This window comes from Devosia sp., assembly GCF_017307565.1.
Lineage (GTDB): Bacteria > Pseudomonadota > Alphaproteobacteria > Rhizobiales > Devosiaceae > Devosia.
Genome location: NZ_JAFKHD010000176.1, coordinates 1 through 17,392 on the forward strand (window position 1 = coordinate 1; position 17,392 = coordinate 17,392).

The 17,392-nt window shown below is 62.7% G+C and carries 17 protein-coding genes and 1 pseudogene; 6 read left to right on the top strand and 12 right to left on the bottom strand.

Going from position 1 to position 17,392, the window contains the following annotated elements:
• Together J0I64_RS04935 and J0I64_RS04940 are read right to left on the bottom strand one after the other, a co-directional pair.
• Positions 1 to 1,812 (bottom strand): putative PEP-binding protein (locus tag J0I64_RS04935; RefSeq protein ID WP_291406500.1); only part of this gene is annotated, 1,812 nt, incomplete at its 3' end.
• Between the two features lie 70 nt (positions 1,813 to 1,882).
• The gene (locus tag J0I64_RS04940) at positions 1,883 to 3,151 is read right to left on the bottom strand and encodes an aspartate kinase (RefSeq protein WP_291406501.1); all 1,269 of its coding nucleotides are present in this window, start codon (positions 3,149 to 3,151) and stop codon (positions 1,883 to 1,885) included.
• Between the two features lie 226 nt (positions 3,152 to 3,377).
• Between J0I64_RS04940 and ubiG the strand changes: the two genes are divergently transcribed.
• From ubiG to J0I64_RS04960, 4 genes are all read left to right on the top strand, one after another.
• Positions 3,378 to 4,118 carry a bifunctional 2-polyprenyl-6-hydroxyphenol methylase/3-demethylubiquinol 3-O-methyltransferase UbiG gene (ubiG, locus tag J0I64_RS04945; protein ID WP_291406502.1) on the top strand — a complete coding sequence of 247 codons (741 nt, stop codon included), beginning with the start codon at positions 3,378 to 3,380 and terminating at the stop codon, positions 4,116 to 4,118.
• A gap of 439 nt (positions 4,119 to 4,557) precedes the next feature.
• Positions 4,558 to 6,411, top strand: coding sequence for a dihydroxy-acid dehydratase (gene ilvD, locus J0I64_RS04950; RefSeq protein WP_291406503.1), 1,854 nt, complete (start codon positions 4,558 to 4,560; stop codon positions 6,409 to 6,411).
• Between the two features lie 9 nt (positions 6,412 to 6,420).
• Complete coding sequence (locus J0I64_RS04955; protein ID WP_291406504.1) at positions 6,421 to 7,248, top strand: glycosyltransferase family 25 protein; 828 nt, start codon at positions 6,421 to 6,423, stop codon at positions 7,246 to 7,248.
• Positions 7,249 to 7,556: 308 nt separating this feature from the next.
• On the top strand, positions 7,557 to 8,531 hold the full coding sequence (locus J0I64_RS04960; RefSeq protein WP_291406505.1) for a VOC family protein: 975 nt from the start codon (positions 7,557 to 7,559) through the stop codon (positions 8,529 to 8,531).
• Here the strand turns inward: J0I64_RS04960 and J0I64_RS04965 are convergent.
• From J0I64_RS04965 to J0I64_RS04990, 6 genes are all read right to left on the bottom strand, one after another.
• Positions 8,528 to 9,394, bottom strand: a complete 867-nt coding sequence (locus J0I64_RS04965) for an aldo/keto reductase (RefSeq protein WP_291406506.1) — start codon at positions 9,392 to 9,394, stop codon at positions 8,528 to 8,530. The genes J0I64_RS04960 and J0I64_RS04965 overlap by 4 nt on opposite strands.
• Before the next feature lie 81 nt (positions 9,395 to 9,475).
• Positions 9,476 to 9,835: an MmcQ/YjbR family DNA-binding protein gene (locus J0I64_RS04970; protein WP_291406507.1), complete on the bottom strand. Its 360-nt coding sequence runs from the start codon at positions 9,833 to 9,835 to the stop codon at positions 9,476 to 9,478.
• Entirely contained in the window at positions 9,832 to 10,257 is a 426-nt protein-coding gene (locus J0I64_RS04975; protein ID WP_291406508.1) for a DUF1178 family protein, read from the bottom strand. The genes J0I64_RS04970 and J0I64_RS04975 overlap by 4 nt, the downstream gene beginning before the upstream one ends.
• A gap of 61 nt (positions 10,258 to 10,318) precedes the next feature.
• Positions 10,319 to 11,146 (bottom strand): carbon-nitrogen hydrolase family protein, encoded by an 828-nt coding sequence (locus J0I64_RS04980; protein WP_291406509.1) that lies wholly within the window; start codon positions 11,144 to 11,146, stop codon positions 10,319 to 10,321.
• A 113-nt stretch (positions 11,147 to 11,259) separates the two neighbouring features.
• Positions 11,260 to 11,514, bottom strand: a complete 255-nt coding sequence (gene grxC / locus J0I64_RS04985) for a glutaredoxin 3 (protein ID WP_291406510.1) — start codon at positions 11,512 to 11,514, stop codon at positions 11,260 to 11,262.
• Between the two features lie 25 nt (positions 11,515 to 11,539).
• Positions 11,540 to 12,346 (bottom strand): ComF family protein, encoded by an 807-nt coding sequence (locus tag J0I64_RS04990; protein WP_291406511.1) that lies wholly within the window; start codon positions 12,344 to 12,346, stop codon positions 11,540 to 11,542.
• A gap of 49 nt (positions 12,347 to 12,395) precedes the next feature.
• On the opposite strand from J0I64_RS04990, the gene J0I64_RS04995 reads away from it, so the two are divergent.
• Both J0I64_RS04995 and J0I64_RS05000 read left to right on the top strand, forming a co-directional pair.
• The gene (locus J0I64_RS04995; protein ID WP_291406512.1) at positions 12,396 to 13,229 is read left to right on the top strand and encodes a methyltransferase domain-containing protein; all 834 of its coding nucleotides are present in this window, start codon (positions 12,396 to 12,398) and stop codon (positions 13,227 to 13,229) included.
• Positions 13,229 to 13,765, top strand: a complete 537-nt coding sequence (locus tag J0I64_RS05000; RefSeq protein ID WP_291406513.1) for an AAA family ATPase — start codon at positions 13,229 to 13,231, stop codon at positions 13,763 to 13,765. The genes J0I64_RS04995 and J0I64_RS05000 overlap by 1 nt, the downstream gene beginning before the upstream one ends.
• Positions 13,766 to 13,839: 74 nt before the next feature.
• Here the strand turns inward: J0I64_RS05000 and J0I64_RS05005 are convergent, their stop codons facing one another.
• The 4 genes and pseudogenes from J0I64_RS05005 to J0I64_RS05020 all read right to left on the bottom strand — a co-directional run.
• A complete protein-coding gene (locus tag J0I64_RS05005; RefSeq protein WP_035085351.1) occupies positions 13,840 to 14,406 on the bottom strand; it encodes a CarD family transcriptional regulator in 567 nt (188 codons plus the stop codon).
• 368 nt (positions 14,407 to 14,774) lie between these two features.
• Positions 14,775 to 15,113 carry a ferredoxin FdxA gene (gene fdxA, locus J0I64_RS05010; RefSeq protein ID WP_291406514.1) on the bottom strand — a complete coding sequence of 113 codons (339 nt, stop codon included), beginning with the start codon at positions 15,111 to 15,113 and terminating at the stop codon, positions 14,775 to 14,777.
• Positions 15,114 to 15,285: 172 nt separating this feature from the next.
• On the bottom strand, positions 15,286 to 15,690 hold the full coding sequence (locus tag J0I64_RS05015) for an RNA-binding S4 domain-containing protein (protein WP_291406515.1): 405 nt from the start codon (positions 15,688 to 15,690) through the stop codon (positions 15,286 to 15,288).
• A gap of 3 nt (positions 15,691 to 15,693) precedes the next feature.
• Positions 15,694 to 17,392 (bottom strand): annotated as a pseudogene (locus J0I64_RS05020) (helicase); the annotation flags it as partial.

The window sequence follows — 17,392 nt, forward strand, 5'->3', positions numbered from 1 at the left end:
CCCCAGCTCCAGCCGCGAGGGCACCGGTTCCCCGGCGCGCCGCAGCCGCTCCAGCTCCTTGGAAACGACGAGCTTGGTCTGGCGGAACTCGAAGGTTTCCGTGACCATCGGCACGAGAATTTTCAGTGGCCGCCCCTTGGCGGCCATCAGCAAGGCGCGGATTTGTGTGCGCAACAGCCCGGGCCGATCAAGGCCGAGACGAATGGAGCGATAGCCCATGGCCGGGTTTTCCTCGGCCATCGAGCGCAAATAGGGCACGACCTTGTCGCCACCGATATCGAGCAGGCGGAAGACCACCGGCCGATCCCCGGCAATCGCCATGGCCTCGGAATAGAGATCGACCTGTTCCTGCAGGCGCGGCAGCTTACTCGCGATCATGAACTGCAGTTCGGTACGGAAGAGGCCAACCCCGGTTGCCCCGGTGTCGTCGAGCATGGGCAGGTCTGCGACGAGCCCGGAATTATGCAACAGCGTGATATCGACGCCGTCCCTGGTGATGCTCGGCTTGTCCTTGAGCGCAGCATAATGCGCCCGGCGCTTGGCCGAAATCCGGACCTTGTCGACATAGGTCTGCTCGACATCGGGCGTCGGCCGCAGGTGCACCTGCCCCGCCGGACCATCGATGATGATGTCGTCGCCGCTTTCGCACATCGAGACGATGGAATCGGCCTGTCCCACCGCCACGAGGCCCAGCGAGCGCGCCACGATGGCAACGTGCGCCGTCGCCCCGCCCTCTTCGAGCACAAGGCCGCGCAGCTTCTTGCGGTCATATTCGAGCAGTTCCGCCGGCCCCATGTTGCGGGCGACGAGAATGGCATTGTCGGGCAGTTCGCGATGCGCCGGCTGGCTGGTATTGGTCAGGACGCGCAGGAGCCGGTTGGCGAGATCGTCAAGATCGTGCAGCCGGTCGCGGATATAGGGATCGGTCTGCCTCAGCATGCGCGCGCGAGTGTCGTTCTGCACCCGTTCGACCGCAGCTTCCGCCGAAAGACCATTGTCGATCGCCTCGGTCAGCCGTTTCACCCAGCCCCGGTCATTGGCAAACATGCGGTAGGTTTCGAGAATCTCCCGGTGGTCCGAGCTCGGCTGCATGTCGCCATGGTCGAGCATGGCATCGATCGACACGCGCATGCTGGCCAGGGCCTTGTCGAGCCGGGCCTTTTCCGCCTCGGTATCGTCGGCGATGAAGTTGACGACGACCACGCGCGGATCGTGCAGCACGACGGTACCGAGCGCTATTCCATCGGTAAAGCTGACGCCGTTGAACATGCGGGGACGCCTGAGATCGATATCGGACCCCGGCTTGATCAGATTGTCGAAATCCGAGGTTGCGATCATCTCGGCCAGGATTGTGGCCGTAGTCAGCATCGCCTCGGCTTCGTCCTCGCCATAGTGGCGCCGCTCGGCATTCTGAACGACCAGAACCCCCAGGGTTTGCCCCGCTCTCAGCACCGGCACGCCGAGAAATGAATTATATTTGTCCTCGCCCGTTTCCGGCCGATAGGCAAAGGCGGGGTGGCTGGGGGCGTCGTCGAGGCTGAGCGGCTCGGCTTCGGACGCAATAAGGCCCACGAGACCCTCGCCGAGACGCAGCGTCGTCATGTGGACCGATTCGGCCTTGAGGCCCTTGGTGGCGAAAAGTTCGAGCGCACCGTCGTCGCGCAGCACGTAGAACGAGCAGACGTCGGCGCGCATATTGTCGGCGATAAGGGACACGATCTTGTCGAGGCGCGCCTGCGAAGCCAGAGGCTCCGCCATCGTTTCACGCAGTTGACGCAGCAGCACCCTCGGGCCGCCTATGGTCGTGACCATCCCATTATCCGGCGGCCCCGCCGAGCCGCCCCCCTAATTCGGACGCGGCTCCCTTCCCCTCGAAACGAGATCAGGCGTCCTTCTTGTCCAAACCGTAATAGGTGTGCAGCGCGCGGACCGCAAGCTCTGCATATTCTTCATCGATCAGGACCGAGGTCTTGATTTCCGAAGTGGTGATCAGCTGAATGTTGATGCCCTTGTCGGCAAGAGCCTTGAACATCGAAGACGCAACGCCAGCATGGCTGCGCATGCCGACGCCCACGACCGAGACCTTCGCCCCGCCCTTGGAGCCAGAAAGGCGGGCATATTCGAACTTGCCGCCATTGTTTTCGAGCGCCTTGACCGCCTTGTCGTATTCGCTGTCGGGCACGGTGAAGGTGATGTCGGTGGTCGCGCCATCATCGGCAATGTTCTGCACGATCATGTCGACGATAATGCCCTGGTCGGCCAGCTGGCCGAAAATGGCGGCGGCAACGCCGGGCTTGTCCTTGACGTCGCGCAGGGTGATCTTGGCCTCGGCCTTGGCGAGCGTCACGCCCGAAACGATCTGCTTTTCCATGATCTCATCCTCATCGCAAACAAGCGTGCCGGGAACACCGGGGGTCCCATCAGGCGCAATCTGGGGCGCATTGGGGTCATCAAAACTGGAGCGCACCAGGAGGCGTACCTTGTAGGCCATGGCCATTTCGACCGAGCGCAGCATCAAGACCTTCGCGCCGAGCGAAGCCATCTCAAGCATTTCCTCGAAGGAAATCTTGGTCATGCGCTGTGCCTTGGGCACGATGCGCGGGTCGGTGGTGTAAACGCCGTCCACATCGGTATAGATGTCGCAACGATCCGCACCAACGGCGGCGGCCACCACGGCCACGGCCGAGGTATCCGAACCGCCGCGGCCCAGCGTCGTCACCCGGCCATGGGGCGAAATGCCCTGGAAGCCGGTGATCACAGGCACCCAGCCGTCCTTCATGCGCTTGTCGAGTTCTGTCGGGTCGATCTCGGTGATCCGCGCCGCGCCATGCGCGTCGTCGGTCTTGATCGGCACCTGCCAGCCCGAGAAGGAGCGCGACTGAATGCCCATCTCGGCCAGCACGATCGCCATGAGGCCGGCAGTCACCTGCTCACCCGAAGCGACGACCGCATCATATTCGCGTGCGTCGTGAAGCTTGCTGGCCTCGTTGACCCAGCCAACCAGTTCATTGGTTTTGCCGGACATGGCCGAGACGACAACGGCAACTTCATTGCCGGCCTCGACCTCGCGCTTCACATGGAGGGCGGAATGGCGGATGCGTTCGATATTGGCCATCGAAGTGCCACCGAACTTGACGACGATACGGGCCACTTTCTTCCCCGACTAGAGCGCTGCCGGCAAAAGTGCTCCCACTTTTGCGCCTCGATAGCGCGACAATCCAAAGCCTTTTCCGCCGAACCCAGCGGTACGCTTTCATTAGCGCGGGGAAATGCCACAAAGCGCCGCTGGGATCAACTGGCATCACGCGCGCTGCGTCACCCCGCGCCTTGAATGACCGGGCCAAGCTGGGCCATATGAGAGCATCAAGGAGCCCAAAATGTCCCAAACCACGATCAACGACGCCGAGATCGCCAAATTCACGGCCATGGCCGAGGAGTGGTGGGACCCCAAGGGCAAGTTCAAGCCACTCCATAAGTTCAATCCGGTGCGCCTCGCTTATATCCGCGACAACCTCGCGGCCCATTTTGGCCGCGACACCTCGGGCATGCGCCCGCTCGAAGGTCTCAAGATCGTCGACATCGGCTGCGGCGGCGGGCTTTTGTGCGAGCCGCTTACCCGCCTTGGCGCCAGCGTGACCGGGGTCGATGCGGCCGAGCGCAACATTGCTATTGCCAGGATCCACGCCGAACAATCCGGCCTCGACATCGATTATCGCGTCACCACCTCCGAAGCGCTGGTAGAAGCGGGCGAGAAATTCGACGTCGTGCTCAACATGGAAGTGGTGGAGCATGTCGACAATGTGCCGCTCTACATGAAGAGCTGCGCCGATCTCGTCGCGCCGGGCGGTCTGATGTTTACCGCCACGCTCAACCGCACCGCCCGCGCCTATGCTCTCGCCATTCTCGGTGCGGAATATGTGCTGGGCTGGCTGCCCAAGGGCACGCATGACTGGAAGAAGTTTCTCACTCCCGACGAGATCCGGAGCCTGATCACGCGAAACGGGCTGAAAGTGATCGAAGGCAAGGGCGTCACCTTCAACCCGATAGCCGATGAATGGCGCCTCTCCTCGGACATGGCGGTCAATTACATGCTGCTGGCAGAACGCCCCGCCGCCTGATCATCGGCCCCCGTCGGGGGCCCACTAATCTATGCATCTTATCCCCGCCCATCATTATGCCCTCATACTAGCCCTATCCAACCTCGCACGGACGGTCTGCAGACGACAGTAGCGAGGGGGCCTGGCATGGGATCGTCTCCCCTGCACGTTCGTGGGATTGGCCGCCTTGCGACGAGCGTTCAAAAAGGTGCTGTGAGTCCTGTCCGAAAAAAGGGCACTCCGGAGCGGTATCCGCTTCATCTACCAAATCACTTCGAGGCGAATGCCGCTCCGGGGTCCGTCCATCTTCGTGGACCATTCGCGATAACAGGACGCCATGTCTTTCCGACATAACCGTACCGTACGGTACGGTACGGAAATTTCTTGAAGCTGCCCTGGAATGGGTCTAAAGAAAAGGGAACTCCGGCCCCACCGGCGACAACGTATTGAGGAAACCGCCATGCCTGTCTATCGCTCCCGCACAACCACTCATGGCCGCAACATGGCCGGCGCACGTGGCCTGTGGCGCGCCACAGGCATGAAGGAAGGCGATTTCGGCAAGCCCATTATCGCGGTGGTCAACTCCTTCACCCAGTTCGTGCCTGGCCACGTCCACCTGAAGGATCTCGGCCAGCTCGTCGCCCGCGAAATCGAAGCTGCCGGCGGCGTTGCCAAGGAATTCAACACCATTGCCGTGGACGATGGCATCGCCATGGGCCACGACGGCATGCTCTATTCGCTGCCGAGCCGCGACATCATCGCCGACTCGGTCGAATACATGGTCAACGCGCACACCGCCGACGCCATGGTCTGCATTTCCAATTGCGACAAGATCACGCCCGGCATGCTGAACGCAGCCATGCGCCTCAATATCCCGGTGGTCTTCGTTTCCGGCGGCCCGATGGAAGCCGGCAAGGCGATCGTCAAAGGCAAGCTGCAGGCGCTCGATCTCGTCGACGCCATGGTGATGGCAGCCGACGACCACTATACCGACGAAGAAGTGCAGGCCGTTGAAGAAGCCGCCTGCCCCACCTGCGGCTCCTGCTCGGGCATGTTCACTGCCAATTCGATGAACTGCCTCACCGAAGCCCTGGGCCTGTCGCTGCCGGGCAATGGCTCGACACTCGCCACCCATTCGGACCGCAAGCGCCTGTTCCAGGAAGCCGGTCACCTGATCGTCGACCTCGCCCGTCGCTACTACGAGCAGGACGACGAAACCGTGCTGCCGCGCTCCATCGCGACCAAGCAAGCCTTTGAAAACGCCATGGCGCTCGATATCGCCATGGGCGGCTCGACCAATACGGTGCTGCACATTCTGGCCGCTGCCCATGAAGGCGGCGTCGACTTCACCATGGACGACATCGACGCCCTCTCGCGTCGCGTTCCCGTGCTCTCGAAAGTGGCTCCGGCCAAGAACGACGTGCACATGGAAGACGTCCACCGCGCCGGCGGCATTTTTGCCATTCTCGGCCAGCTCGATCGCGGCGGCCTGATCAATCGCAAGGAACCGACGGTTCACGCGGCGACCATGGGCGATGCCATCGACAAATGGGATATTTCGCGCACCAATTCGGAAGCCGTGCGCAACTTCTACATGGCCGCTCCCGGCGGCGTCCGCACCACCGAAGCCTTCTCGCAGTCCAATCGCTGGGCCGAACTCGACACCGACCGCACCAATGGCGCGATCCGTTCGCCGGACCACCCCTTCTCCAAGGATGGCGGCCTCGCTGTCCTCAAGGGCAATATCGCGCTCGATGGCTGCATCGTGAAGACGGCAGGCGTCGATGAATCGATCCTCAAATTCACCGGCCCGGCCCGCGTGTTTGAAAGCCAGGATTCGACCGTCAAGGCGATCCTCTCCAACGAGATCAAGCCCGGCGACGTGCTGGTGATCCGTTATGAAGGCCCCAAGGGCGGCCCCGGCATGCAGGAAATGCTCTATCCCACGAGCTACCTGAAATCGAAGGGCCTCGGCAAAGCCTGCGCGCTGCTCACCGACGGTCGCTTCTCGGGCGGCACTTCGGGCCTCTCCATCGGTCACGCTTCGCCTGAAGCCGCCGAAGGCGGCGCCATCGGCCTCGTGCGCGAAGGCGACATCATCGAGATCGACATCCCCAACCGCACCGTCAATGTGCTGGTCTCGGATGCCGAAATGGCCGCCCGCCGTGCCGAACAGGACAAGCTCGGTTGGAAGCCCGCCCACCCGCGCAAGCGCAAGGTGACCACCGCACTCAAAGCCTACGCCGCCCTCGTGACCTCCGCCGCCAAGGGCGCCGTGCGCGACACCAAGGCCATCGACAAGCTCTGGAACTAACCTCAAGCAATGCAGGCCTACTACATCAATTTAGCAGCGAGGACTGACCGGCGCGCCAGCATGGAAGCCCGCTTTGGCGCGTTGGGCATTGTTGCCGAGCGTGTTGAGGCACTGACCCCCGCTGTTGTTACCGACCAACAGCGGGCACGCTACTGCAATATCGACGCTCATCGCTGGCAAAGCGAAGGAGAACTAGCTTGCAGCCTCAGCCATGCCGAGGCGATGAGACGATTTCTTGAGACTGACGCGGCTTTCGCCGCCATCTTCGAAGATGACACCATCCTGTCGCCATCGCTAGGCAGGCTATTGCAGGAGATTGACCGCGCCGCGCCGGCTATCGATCTGCTGCGTCTCGAAGCTGATAACGTTCGCCTGCGTCTAGCTCCTCAAGCGGAGAGTACGATCGCGGGTTACTCCCTGTTTCGTCTTCACAGCGCCGTCGGCGGCGCGGCCGGCTATATCGTCTCCCGCGCAGCGGCACAGCGCATTTTGGAAGGCGAGGAAATCCTCAGCGACCCCGCTGACGAGGCCTTGTTCAACCCGGCGGGCACCTTGTCTAAAATTTTGGTGGTGCGCCAACTCGATCCAGCCTTTTTCCTGCAAGAGGACCGGCTTGGAACGACCGATGAAAGCGTGCCGGCAGCGATCTTGAGGTGTTTCGTCGCCAGCGTGGCGAGACCGATGGACGTAACTTTTGGCGACGCAGCGGTCACAATTTTCGAGATTTCGTGCAGCGCGATATTATCACCGCGGCATATAACTTCTGGCTGGCGCAGGCTCAGGGCGTCCGCAAGCGCGCTATCGCGTTCAAACCGGATTAATACAACAAATCCGTGACAAGCCAGAAGAGCGGTGCTAAAGCCCCGCTCAGCCACTCAGCGGTCTGCCAAGACAGCTGAACTGGTCAGGCCCGATAGCGGGGATTCCACCCTCCCTATTGGGCCGACCCTAACCTCCTAAAATCATTGAACCGACCGACCGCATGCCAAAGCATGAGGCCGCCGCAGGCAGTTCGGGCAACGGACTGGCTAGTGTTCTGCGGGAACGAACGCAGCGTTCGCCTCGACGCCATTGGGAACACTAATCTGTGTCGCCCGCGCCTGACGCCTCCATGCTAGCCAGAGCGCAAATTTGGGAGACAGATGATGCCGATCAATCGCCGCCACCTCTTGCGCCTTGCCGGTGCCGCCACCGCCTCGGCCGCCCTGACCGGCGCCCTGCGTGCCGAAGGCGGCAGCTTTTCGATCCTCTCAGAATATGACGGCCTCTTCGCCACCTCGACCCCGCTGCATGTCCGCGACGTGACCCTGCGCGTGCGTGACGTCGAACTCATGACGCGCTTTTATTCCGAGATCCTGGGGCTGTCGGTACTCGAAACCACCGCCGAGACGACACTGCTCGGTGTCGATGGCATCACACTCCTCACGCTTGAACACCGCCCCGATGCGCCCATCGAGCCGCCAACGGAGGCCGGACTCTATCACACCGCGTTCCTGATGCCCTCGCGCGCCGAGCTGGCCCGCTGGCTGGTGCATACGGCCATGGCGCAATATCAGTTTTCGGGCTTTGCCGACCACCGCGTCAGCGAGGCGGTCTATCTCGATGACCCGGAAGGCAATGGCATCGAAGTCTATGCCGACCGGGCGCCCGAACTCTGGAGCTGGAATGGCGACACCGTCATCATGGGCACCGAGGCCATCGACTTCGATAGCCTGCTTGCCCTGACCGACACCGAGAACGACACCTTTTCCGGCGCTCCGAGTGGGATGCGTATCGGCCATATCCACCTGCGCGCTGGTAATATCGAAGAGGCCCGGACCTTCTATGCGGCCGCGCTTGGCCTCGACATCACCAGTGGCCACGCAGACGCGGTGTTCCTGTCCTCGGGGCGTTACCATCACCATGTGGCGCTCAACACCTGGCAGAGCGCCGGGGCGGGCCAGCGCAATCCGCAAGCCACAGGCCTTGCCGGCTTCAATCTCCTCGCATCCGATCAATCGGTGCTGGACGCAGCCAAGGCACGTCTCTCGGCGACCGGGATCGAGATAAACGAAGGGGCCGCAAACCTCGCGGTTTCCGACCCCTGGGGTACTGGCCTTGCTATCGTGCTCGGCGCTTAGCGCGTGGCGATCGCGTCCAGCGTTGCAAAATCCTCGTCGCTGAGGTTTACGGCCGCAGCGGCGACATTGTCTTCAAGGTGCTTCACCTTGCCGGTGCCCGGAATAGGCAGCATGACCGGCGAGCGCTTCAGCAGCCAGGCAAGCGCGATCTGGCTGCCCGAGATATTGTGCTTCTGGAGGATCGACTTGGCACCCTCATGGCCTTCGACCAGGTTCCCACCAGCGAGCGGGGACCAGGGAATGAAGCCAATACCGTTCTTCTCGCAATGTTCGAGCACGGCTTCGCTCTTGCGGTTAGCAAAATTGTAGAGGTTCTGGACAGTCGCGACCTTGAAGTATTTTGAGGCTTCCTCGATGTCGGCAACGCTGACTTCGGAAAGGCCGACATGACGGATCAGGCCTTCCTTCTGCATGGCGGCGATGACTTCGAACTGATCGGCGCGCGGCGTCTGCGCGTCGATGCGGTGTAGCTGCCAGAGGTCGAGCCGTTCAAGCTTCAGGCGACGCAGGCTGGTCATTACGCCCTGGCGCAAAAATTCGGGGCGGCCGACCTGGTGCCACTGGTCTGGACCTGTGCGGGTCAAACCGCTCTTGGTGGCGACAATCGTCCCCTTGGTATAAGGCGCCAGCGCCTCGGCAATCAGATCTTCGCTGATATAGGGGCCGTAGCTTTCGGCCGTGTCGATAAGATCGACATTGATTTCCGGCAGGCGCTTCAGCACGCGGATGGCTTCGTCGTGATCTTCCGGGGGCCCCCAAATGCCCTTGCCGGTGATGCGCATGGCGCCGAAGCCGAGGCGGTTGACCTTGAGGTCTCCGCCGATGGCAAAGCTGCCCGACAGGCTTGCGTCGAGTTTGGTCATCTCAATCACTCCATGAAGGTGCGGAAGGCAGCGAGCCCTATAGACAGCACGCGACCCCAAGCATCGGATTTTGAATTCTGTTCAGCCCTCGCGGATACCGAGTTCCGCTCGCAGTTTCTTGGTCAGCCCCTTGGCAACCAGAGCATGCGAGCGCCCGATATAGGCAAGAAGATCGTCGGCACTGAGGGGCGCGCCCTCAGTCACCGAAACCCATTGACGCTTGGCGAAATAGGCAGCCTGGTCGACACCTTCAAGGGCCGTCAGGATATCAAAGCTGTCTTCGCCACATTTGAACACCAATCGCAGCGGCACCGCGTCGGACAAAAGAGCAAAAACCTTGCCGCCAACCTTGGCGACGCGCGCATCCCATTGATCGACAAAAGTGACGCCCGGCATATCGCCAAGGTGCTTGTCAAACTGGGCGCGCTCGAAAAGGTTCAATTGTGCTCCTCCGGCAGGTCCGGCAGGGGCAGGAACTCGACACCGTCTTCGAGCAGAGCCGTGACTTCCTCGCGCGTTGCTTCCCCGTAGATCCCGCGCGCCTCGGCTTCCTCGAAGTGGATCTTGCGCGCTTCCTCGGCAAAACGATCGCCGACATAGTCGGCCTCGGTGGTCACGAGCTTGCGATATTCGCGCAGCATTTCGCGCAGTTTCGCCGCTTCCGGATGCGCTGCCGAGAGTGGGACGCGCTCATTGTCGGTGCGGGCGACGGCAGGCGCCATCGGCGCCTTTTCAATCTTTGGGTCGCCACAGACAGCGCAGGAGACAATGCCCCGCGCCTGCTGCTCGTCATAGGCGGCAGCGCTTTTGAACCAGGCGTCGTAGCGATGCCCGTTCGAACACTGGAGTGCGTACTGGATCACGATTCTATCGTTTCTTGCGGGGCACCGATCTGCACCCCTTTTCAGCATATAGGACGGCCGCTTAGCCGTGCAAACCCGGCTTGGCGAAATCGCGCGCATTGGCCAGGGCCGGAATGCGCTGCCGCGCCTCCACCACCGCCTGCGGATCGATCTCGGCGACGAGCACACCCGGCTCGTCATGATCAAGCTCGGCGATCACCTTGCCCCACGGATCGATAACAAGCGAATGTCCATAGGTCGCCCGGCCGTTGGGGTGGTTGCCGCCCTGCGCCGCCGCGATGACATAGGAGCCCGTTTCGATTGCGCGGGCCCGCAACAGCACATGCCAATGCGCCTGCCCCGTCGGCACGGTAAAGGCCGCCGGCACGGCAATGAGATTTGCCCCGGCATTGGCCAGCGTGTTGTAGAGTTTTGGAAAGCGCATGTCGTAGCAGATGGAAAAGCCGAGCGTGAACGGGTCGAGCGGCGCCGTCACCGCCTCTTCTCCGCCCTTGTAGGTCGCGCTTTCGCGATAGGCATTGAGCCCGGCAATATCGGCATCGAACAGGTGGATCTTGTCATAGGTCGCGACCTGCTCACCCGTCGGCGCAAACAGCACCGACCTATTGGCGAACCGGCCGTCGTCCAAGGGAATGGGCAGCGACCCGATATGGACGTGAAGCCCAAGGCGCTTGGCGAGTTCCCCCACCTTGGCGAGCTGCGGATGCCCTTCGAAAGGCGCCGCCACCGACCGCAGCTGCTCGCGGTTTTCCGGAAAGATCATCGTCACTTCCGGCGTGAGCGCATAGTCGACGCCCTGCGCTGCCGCCTCCGTGAGGAGCGGTACGAGACTTTCGAAGTTGGCCTCTGGGTCAAGGCCCGAACGCATCTGGATAGCAGCGATTTTCATTTTGGTCTCTTTTGGGTCCGGCCACTCGCGGTGTCATTCCCGCAAAAGCGGGAATCTCTGCCGCAGAATGGCTTCCCGCTTGTCCGGGAAGGACACCGAGCAAGAAGAAAGAACTATTGGGCAAGCAGCGGATCGAGCCCGCCTGCTCGGTCGAGCGCGGCCATATCGTCATAGCCACCGACATGGGTGTCGCCGATAAAAATCTGCGGCACCGTGCGACGCCCATGGGCGCGCTGGGTCATGGCCTCGCGCAGCTCGGGGTCAAGCACGGTGATTTCGGTATAGTCGACACCCTTTTCGGCCAGCAGCGCCTTGGCGGCATGGCAATAGGGGCAGGTCGGGGTGGTGTAGATTTCGATTTTGGCCATGTGGGGCTCCGATGGTCTGGCCTTCTTATATGGGCACTTCGTCGCCCCTGACAACGCGGGCAAAGGTCAAGATATCGACCTGCGCCGCCCCGCCACGCAATAGCGCCTGTGTTACCGCCCGAACGGTGGCGCCCGTCGTATAGACGTCGTCGACCAGCACCACCCCGCGCCCGCGCAGCCGCACCACCGCGTCAGGGTGTACGGCAAAGGCTCCCTGCACATTACGGGCCCGGCCATCGCCGGAAAGTCCCACCTGGGACCGCGTCTTGCGATGGCGCCGCACGAGGAACGGGTCGACATCCAGCCCAACTTGCCGCCCCAGTACGCGTGCCAGCAGCAACGATTGGTTATAGCGCCGAAAGCGCAGGCGGCTCGCATGCAGCGGCACTGGCACGAGCAATGGCCGCGCCGGCCAATATTCGTGCCCTGCCCCCGCCATCAGCCGCCCGCAAAACGCCGCCAGCTCGGTCCGATCGCCATATTTGAGCCGCCCGACCAGCGACTGGGCGACCTCTCCATAACGCACCGCCGCCCGCGCCCTGCCAAAGGGAGGCGGATCGGCCAGGGCCTCGGCACTGACCGCCCCATCGCCTAGCGTCAGGTCAAAGGGAATACCGAGCACCGGGCAAAGCGGCGCGGTGATCGGAACGAGACCGGCAAAGCACGCCGCACAAACGCCGCTTCCCTCGGCAATCGGTCGGCTGCAGGCCGCACAGGCCGGCGGATAGAGCTGGTCGAGCAACGCCCCGGCAATCAGGCGCCCGCCCCGCATCAGGCGCCCAGCCAGCCCCGCCCCTTTGACTTCACGCGCCCCGCTCTCCATAAGGGCCATAGTGCTTCATGGCCGCCCCCTATGGCCAGTTCTTTCGGAAGACTTCGGCATGTCCCAGCCGCCCCGCCTCTTCGATGCCACTCAGATCGCCCGCAACCTGCGGCGCCGTCCCAATCGCGATAATTTCGTCCGCGACCTGGTCTTTGACGACATGGCCGACCGGCTTGGCGCCCATCGCCGCGATTTTACTGACGCCGTACTGATCGCCCCCGACGTCGATCTCTTGCCCCACGAGGTCAATACCGCATCGGGCCGTGTCTCGTTTCGCCCCGTCCAAGCCTTTGGCGGGCCCGACGAGTTCCCGGACCTGCCGGAAGGCTCGTTCGACCTCATCGTCTCCCTGCTCCACCTGCAGGCGGTCAATGACGTGCCCGGCCACATGGCGCGGCTGCGCGCCCGCTTGCGGCCCGATGGCCTGCTGCTCGTCGCCATGATCGGAGGGGAAAGCTTTACCGAACTGCGTGAAGCGTTTCTGGCCGCCGATAGCCTCGTCTCCGGCGGCGCCTCGGCCCGCGTCGCTCCCATGGCGCAGGTGCGCGACGCCGGAGGCCTCCTGCAGCGCGCCGGCTTCGCTCTGCCGGTGGCCGATGTCGAGACGCACACCGTGCGCTACGCCAATGCCCTGGCCCTCATGGCCGAACTCAAGGCGCTGGGCGCTGCCAATCCGCTCGTCGACCGGCCGAAACGCTTTGCGACGCGTACCCTCCTCACCGAAGCGGCCAGCGCCTATCAGCAGGCCGCGGGCGATGCCGATGGCCGCGTGCGCGCCACGCTCGAAATCATCTGGCTCGCCGGCTGGGTGCCGCATGAAAGCCAGCAGAAGCCGCTCCGCCCGGGCAGCGCCACGGTGCGCCTCGGCGATCTCCTCGGAAAGGGCGAGTAATGCAGGGTCTGGCGGGACATATCGCCATCATTTCGGGCTCCCCGGGCTCGGGCAAGACCACCACCGCCGAAGCCCTGGCCCACCTGCCGGGCGTGCCCAAGGTACACATTCACTCCGATGACTTCTGGGGCAATATCAAGCACGGCCATATTCCGCCCTGGTTGCCTGAATCCGACGATCAGAACCGCATGGTGATGCAGATCGCCGCCGATGTGTCCGCCCGCTATGCCAGCCACGGCTATTTCGTCGCCCTCGATGGCGTCGTGCGCCCCTGGTGGCTGCCGGCCTTCGAGGCCCTTGGCCTGCCGCTCCACTATATCGTGCTGCGCCCGCCCCTGGAGGATGCCGTCGCCCGCTGCGAGGCCCGGGGCGGCGACAGCCTCACCGACCCCACCGTCGTCACCAACCTCTTCATCGAATTTGCCGATCTCGGCACCCATGGAAAGCACGTGCTCGATACCGCCGGCCTCGACCGGGGCCAGACCCTTGCGGCAGTCATTGCGGCCCTTGAAAGCGGGGCCTATCGTCTCAACTGACGAAACGCGCCAGGAACACAAACAAAAAGGCCGGCATCACTGCCGGCCTTTTGCATTCATGTTGCCGAAGCTGCTTACGCAGCTTCCTCGTCGCTTTCCGATTCAGCGGCATCCGCCTTGGTGCGCTTCGGGCTCTTGGCGAGCTGCTTTTCGATGAGCTGCACGGCTTCGGTCAGCGTCAGCTTGTTGACGGCGCTGATTTCACGGCTCATGCGGTCCATGGCCTGCTCGAAGAGCTGGCGTTCGGAATAGGACTGCTCGGGCTGATCGTCGGAGCGGTAGAGATCGCGCACGACTTCGGAAATCGCGATCAGGTCGCCCGAATTGATCTTTGCTTCATATTCCTGGGCGCGGCGCGACCACATGGTGCGCTTGACGCGAGCCCGGCCCGTGACGGTTTCGAGGGCCTTTTTGACTTCGTCTTCTTCGGCCAGCTTGCGCATGCCGACGGACTTGATCTTGGCAACGGGAACGCGAAGGGTCAGCTTGTCCTGCTCGAAGCTGATCACGAACAGTTCGAGAGTGAGGCCGGCGACCTCCTGCTCTTCGATGTTGACGATCAGACCGACGCCATGGGCCGGATAGACGACATACTCACCCGTCTTGAAACCGAGCCGCTGCTGAGACTTCTTGGCTACCATATGCTGGAACTCCTTGTTGACGCCCCAGAATGGCCAGTTCCTTGCGGGAAGGACTGTCCATCCACACTACTTCGCCCGTTCATACGGGCTCTTTTGCAGTACGAGCACCCACGGTCTTCGGTTCCGCTTTGTTCCGAAGTGCCATGCAACAGGGGATGTTGTGTCAAAAAAATCGTGCCTTGCGGCACGGTCTGGGTGAAGGGCTGAACTGCATTTAGAAGGACCATAGCACAAAAATTCAGCAAAATCAAAAGGAACGAATCGGAACACCGATTCGTGCCTATGCCGTCTTCGTCCGCCGGTGACGGAACGATGACAAATGCCTACCAATGCTTGGCTTCTGGCGTTCAGTAACGGCCGGCGCCGGATCAGTCGCCTTCGCCGGGCGTCTCGGAGAAATACTTCTCGAGCTTGCCGGTCTCCCCGTCGCGCTCCTTGGCTTCGGGCAGGGCATCGCGGCGCTCGGTCAGGTTCGGCCAGGCGGCCGAATACTTGCGGTTGAGTTCGAGCCAGTTGTCGAGGCCACTTTCGGTGTCCGGGCGGATCGCTTCCGCCGGGCATTCGGGCTCGCAGACGCCGCAATCGATGCATTCATCGGGATGAATGACCAACATGTTCTCGCCTTCGTAGAAACAGTCCACCGGACAGACTTCCACGCAATCCGTGTATTTGCAGGCGATGCAATTGTCAGTGACGATATAGGTCATAGAAGGAGCAGTCCTCGACGGGGGCCGCGGCCATTTGGGGGCAGGCCAGCGACAGTCTCAACGGGACAGGTGCTAAACTTTTTTGCCGGTCCTCGCAAGGCACTGGCAAGGGACGGATTGGCGCATTTGGCCTCGCCCGCGCAATGGTGTGCCCGCAAGGGCGGTTTCGGCGTCAGTCGTCGCGCTTGAGCGCGTCGGTCTCGCGCCGTTCCTTCTTGGTCGGACGCCCCGCACCCACAGGCCGCTCGGCAATGGCGGCATCATAGGGAGACTGTTCGGCCCGCGGCACCGGTGGTGGGGAAATGTCCTCGTAAAGCCCCTGGGCTTCGCTGGCGGGACCGCGGCGGGTCCCCGGGTCCAGAATGCGCCAGACCAGGATCTTGCCATGCAGCGACATGGTCAGCACATCGCCCGCCCCGATCTTGTGATCGGTGCGCTCAGTGCGCTCGGAATTGACCCGAACGGCGCCAGATTCGATGATTTTCTGTGCCAGTGTGCGCGATTTGACAGCGCGCGAGAAAAACAGGAACCGGTCGAGCCGCTCCTTGTGGAGCGGTATCTCGCCCGGCCCTGTCAAACGCTACTCCGTCTTGCCGCGCAGGGCGGCAAGTGCGGCAAAGGGGCTGTCCGGATCGAAGGCGACCTTGCGCTCTTCGCGAACCGGGCGACGATCCTGCCGATCGCCCTTGTCAGGGCGCTGACGTTCGTCATTGCGCGGGCGGCCATTGCCACCCGGCTTGCCATTGCCATTGGATGCCGGACGTTCGCCTTCGGGACGACGCGGCCCCTTGGGACGCGAGCGATCGGGACGCCCACGACCTTCGGTCTTGGCTTCGCCACCCTCGGCGCCTTCGGGACGGCGATTGCCCTGCCGGCGGCCATTGTGGTTGTTCTCGTTGTGGCGGCGGCCACCAGGGAACCAGATTTCGTCGAATTCCGGCTCGGCAGGCACTGCCGCTTCCGCTGACTGGGCCTCGTCGACAATGCCCTCGGCCACAGCCGGTGTCTCGACCGCGGCTTCGGCAACCGGCGATTCTTCGGCCGGAGCCTCGACCTCGGCCGGATTGTCCGCCAGCACTGCGTCGAGCGCCGGCGCTTCCGCGCTGGCCTCTGCGGCAGGCGCAGCAGCCTTAGGCGTGCGGCGCACGCGATAGCCGAGCGACGTCAGGATCGAGGCAAAATCTTCGCCCGAGCAACCGAGGAGGCTCGTCATTTCCACGGTGACACGGAAACCATTGCCTTCGGCAGCACCGGCCGGCGGCTCGCCCTGGAAACGGGTCGGGTCGATGGCGATCAGCGGACGAATGATATCGGCCAGGCGCTCGAGAATGTCGACGCGCACAGCGCGCTTGCCGGCAACCTTGAAGCCCGCGATCTCGTAAAGGCGCGGATCGACTTCCGGATCGACCAGGAACGAGGTGCGGCCCGAGAGCACGATATGCGGGATATCGGTGACACCCGGCTGCCGGATACCACCATTGCGCAGCGCAAAAAGGATCAGGGCCAGTTCGCGTGGCGCTGGCTTCAGCGAAAGCGGCAGGTAGATGTGATAAGCGCCAAACTTGATGCCCAGCTTGCGCATCTTGCCGCGAACATCCTGGTCGAGGCCCTTGACCTCGTCCGAGACCTGTCCACGCGGCAGGAGACCAAGATGCTCAAAGAGCTGGAAGGCGATGCCACGGGCGGGGCCTTCGACATCGGCCGGGGCTTCAAGCGCCATGACCTGTTCGAGCGTCGTATTGACGTGGTGGCGCAGCCAGAGCGCCAGGCGATCCTGCACGCGCTCGAGATCGACGCCGGTCAGCGATTCGTCGGCGAGGATGATGATGCGCGGACGATAGAGGCTGTCGCCTTCGGCGAGTTCGGCCACGATGTCACCGCGCCAGCGCAGGCGACCATCGGTTGCTAGAACGAATTCCTCGTTCGGCGCGCCGGCAAGGCGATCGGCGCGATTGCGGATCTCCGGAGCCACGACCTGATCCGCTGCAGTGCGGGTGCCCTTGGCATCGAGCTCTCCATCGGAGCGCGCCAGGGTGAAGCGGAAGCCTTCGAGCGTGCCGAGAAGGTGGCCTTCCAGCCTTACTTCGCCGCGCTCATTGATCTCGGGAGATACCATACGTTTGTCTTTCAGGTGGCGGAGCAGCACGCTGGTGCGCCGGTCGACGAATCTCTGGGTGAGGCGCTCATGGAGGGCATCACTCAGGCGATCTTCAATCTCACGGGTCTTTTCGCGCCAATAGTGTGGGTCTGCAAGCCAGTTTTTGCGGTTGGCGACAAAG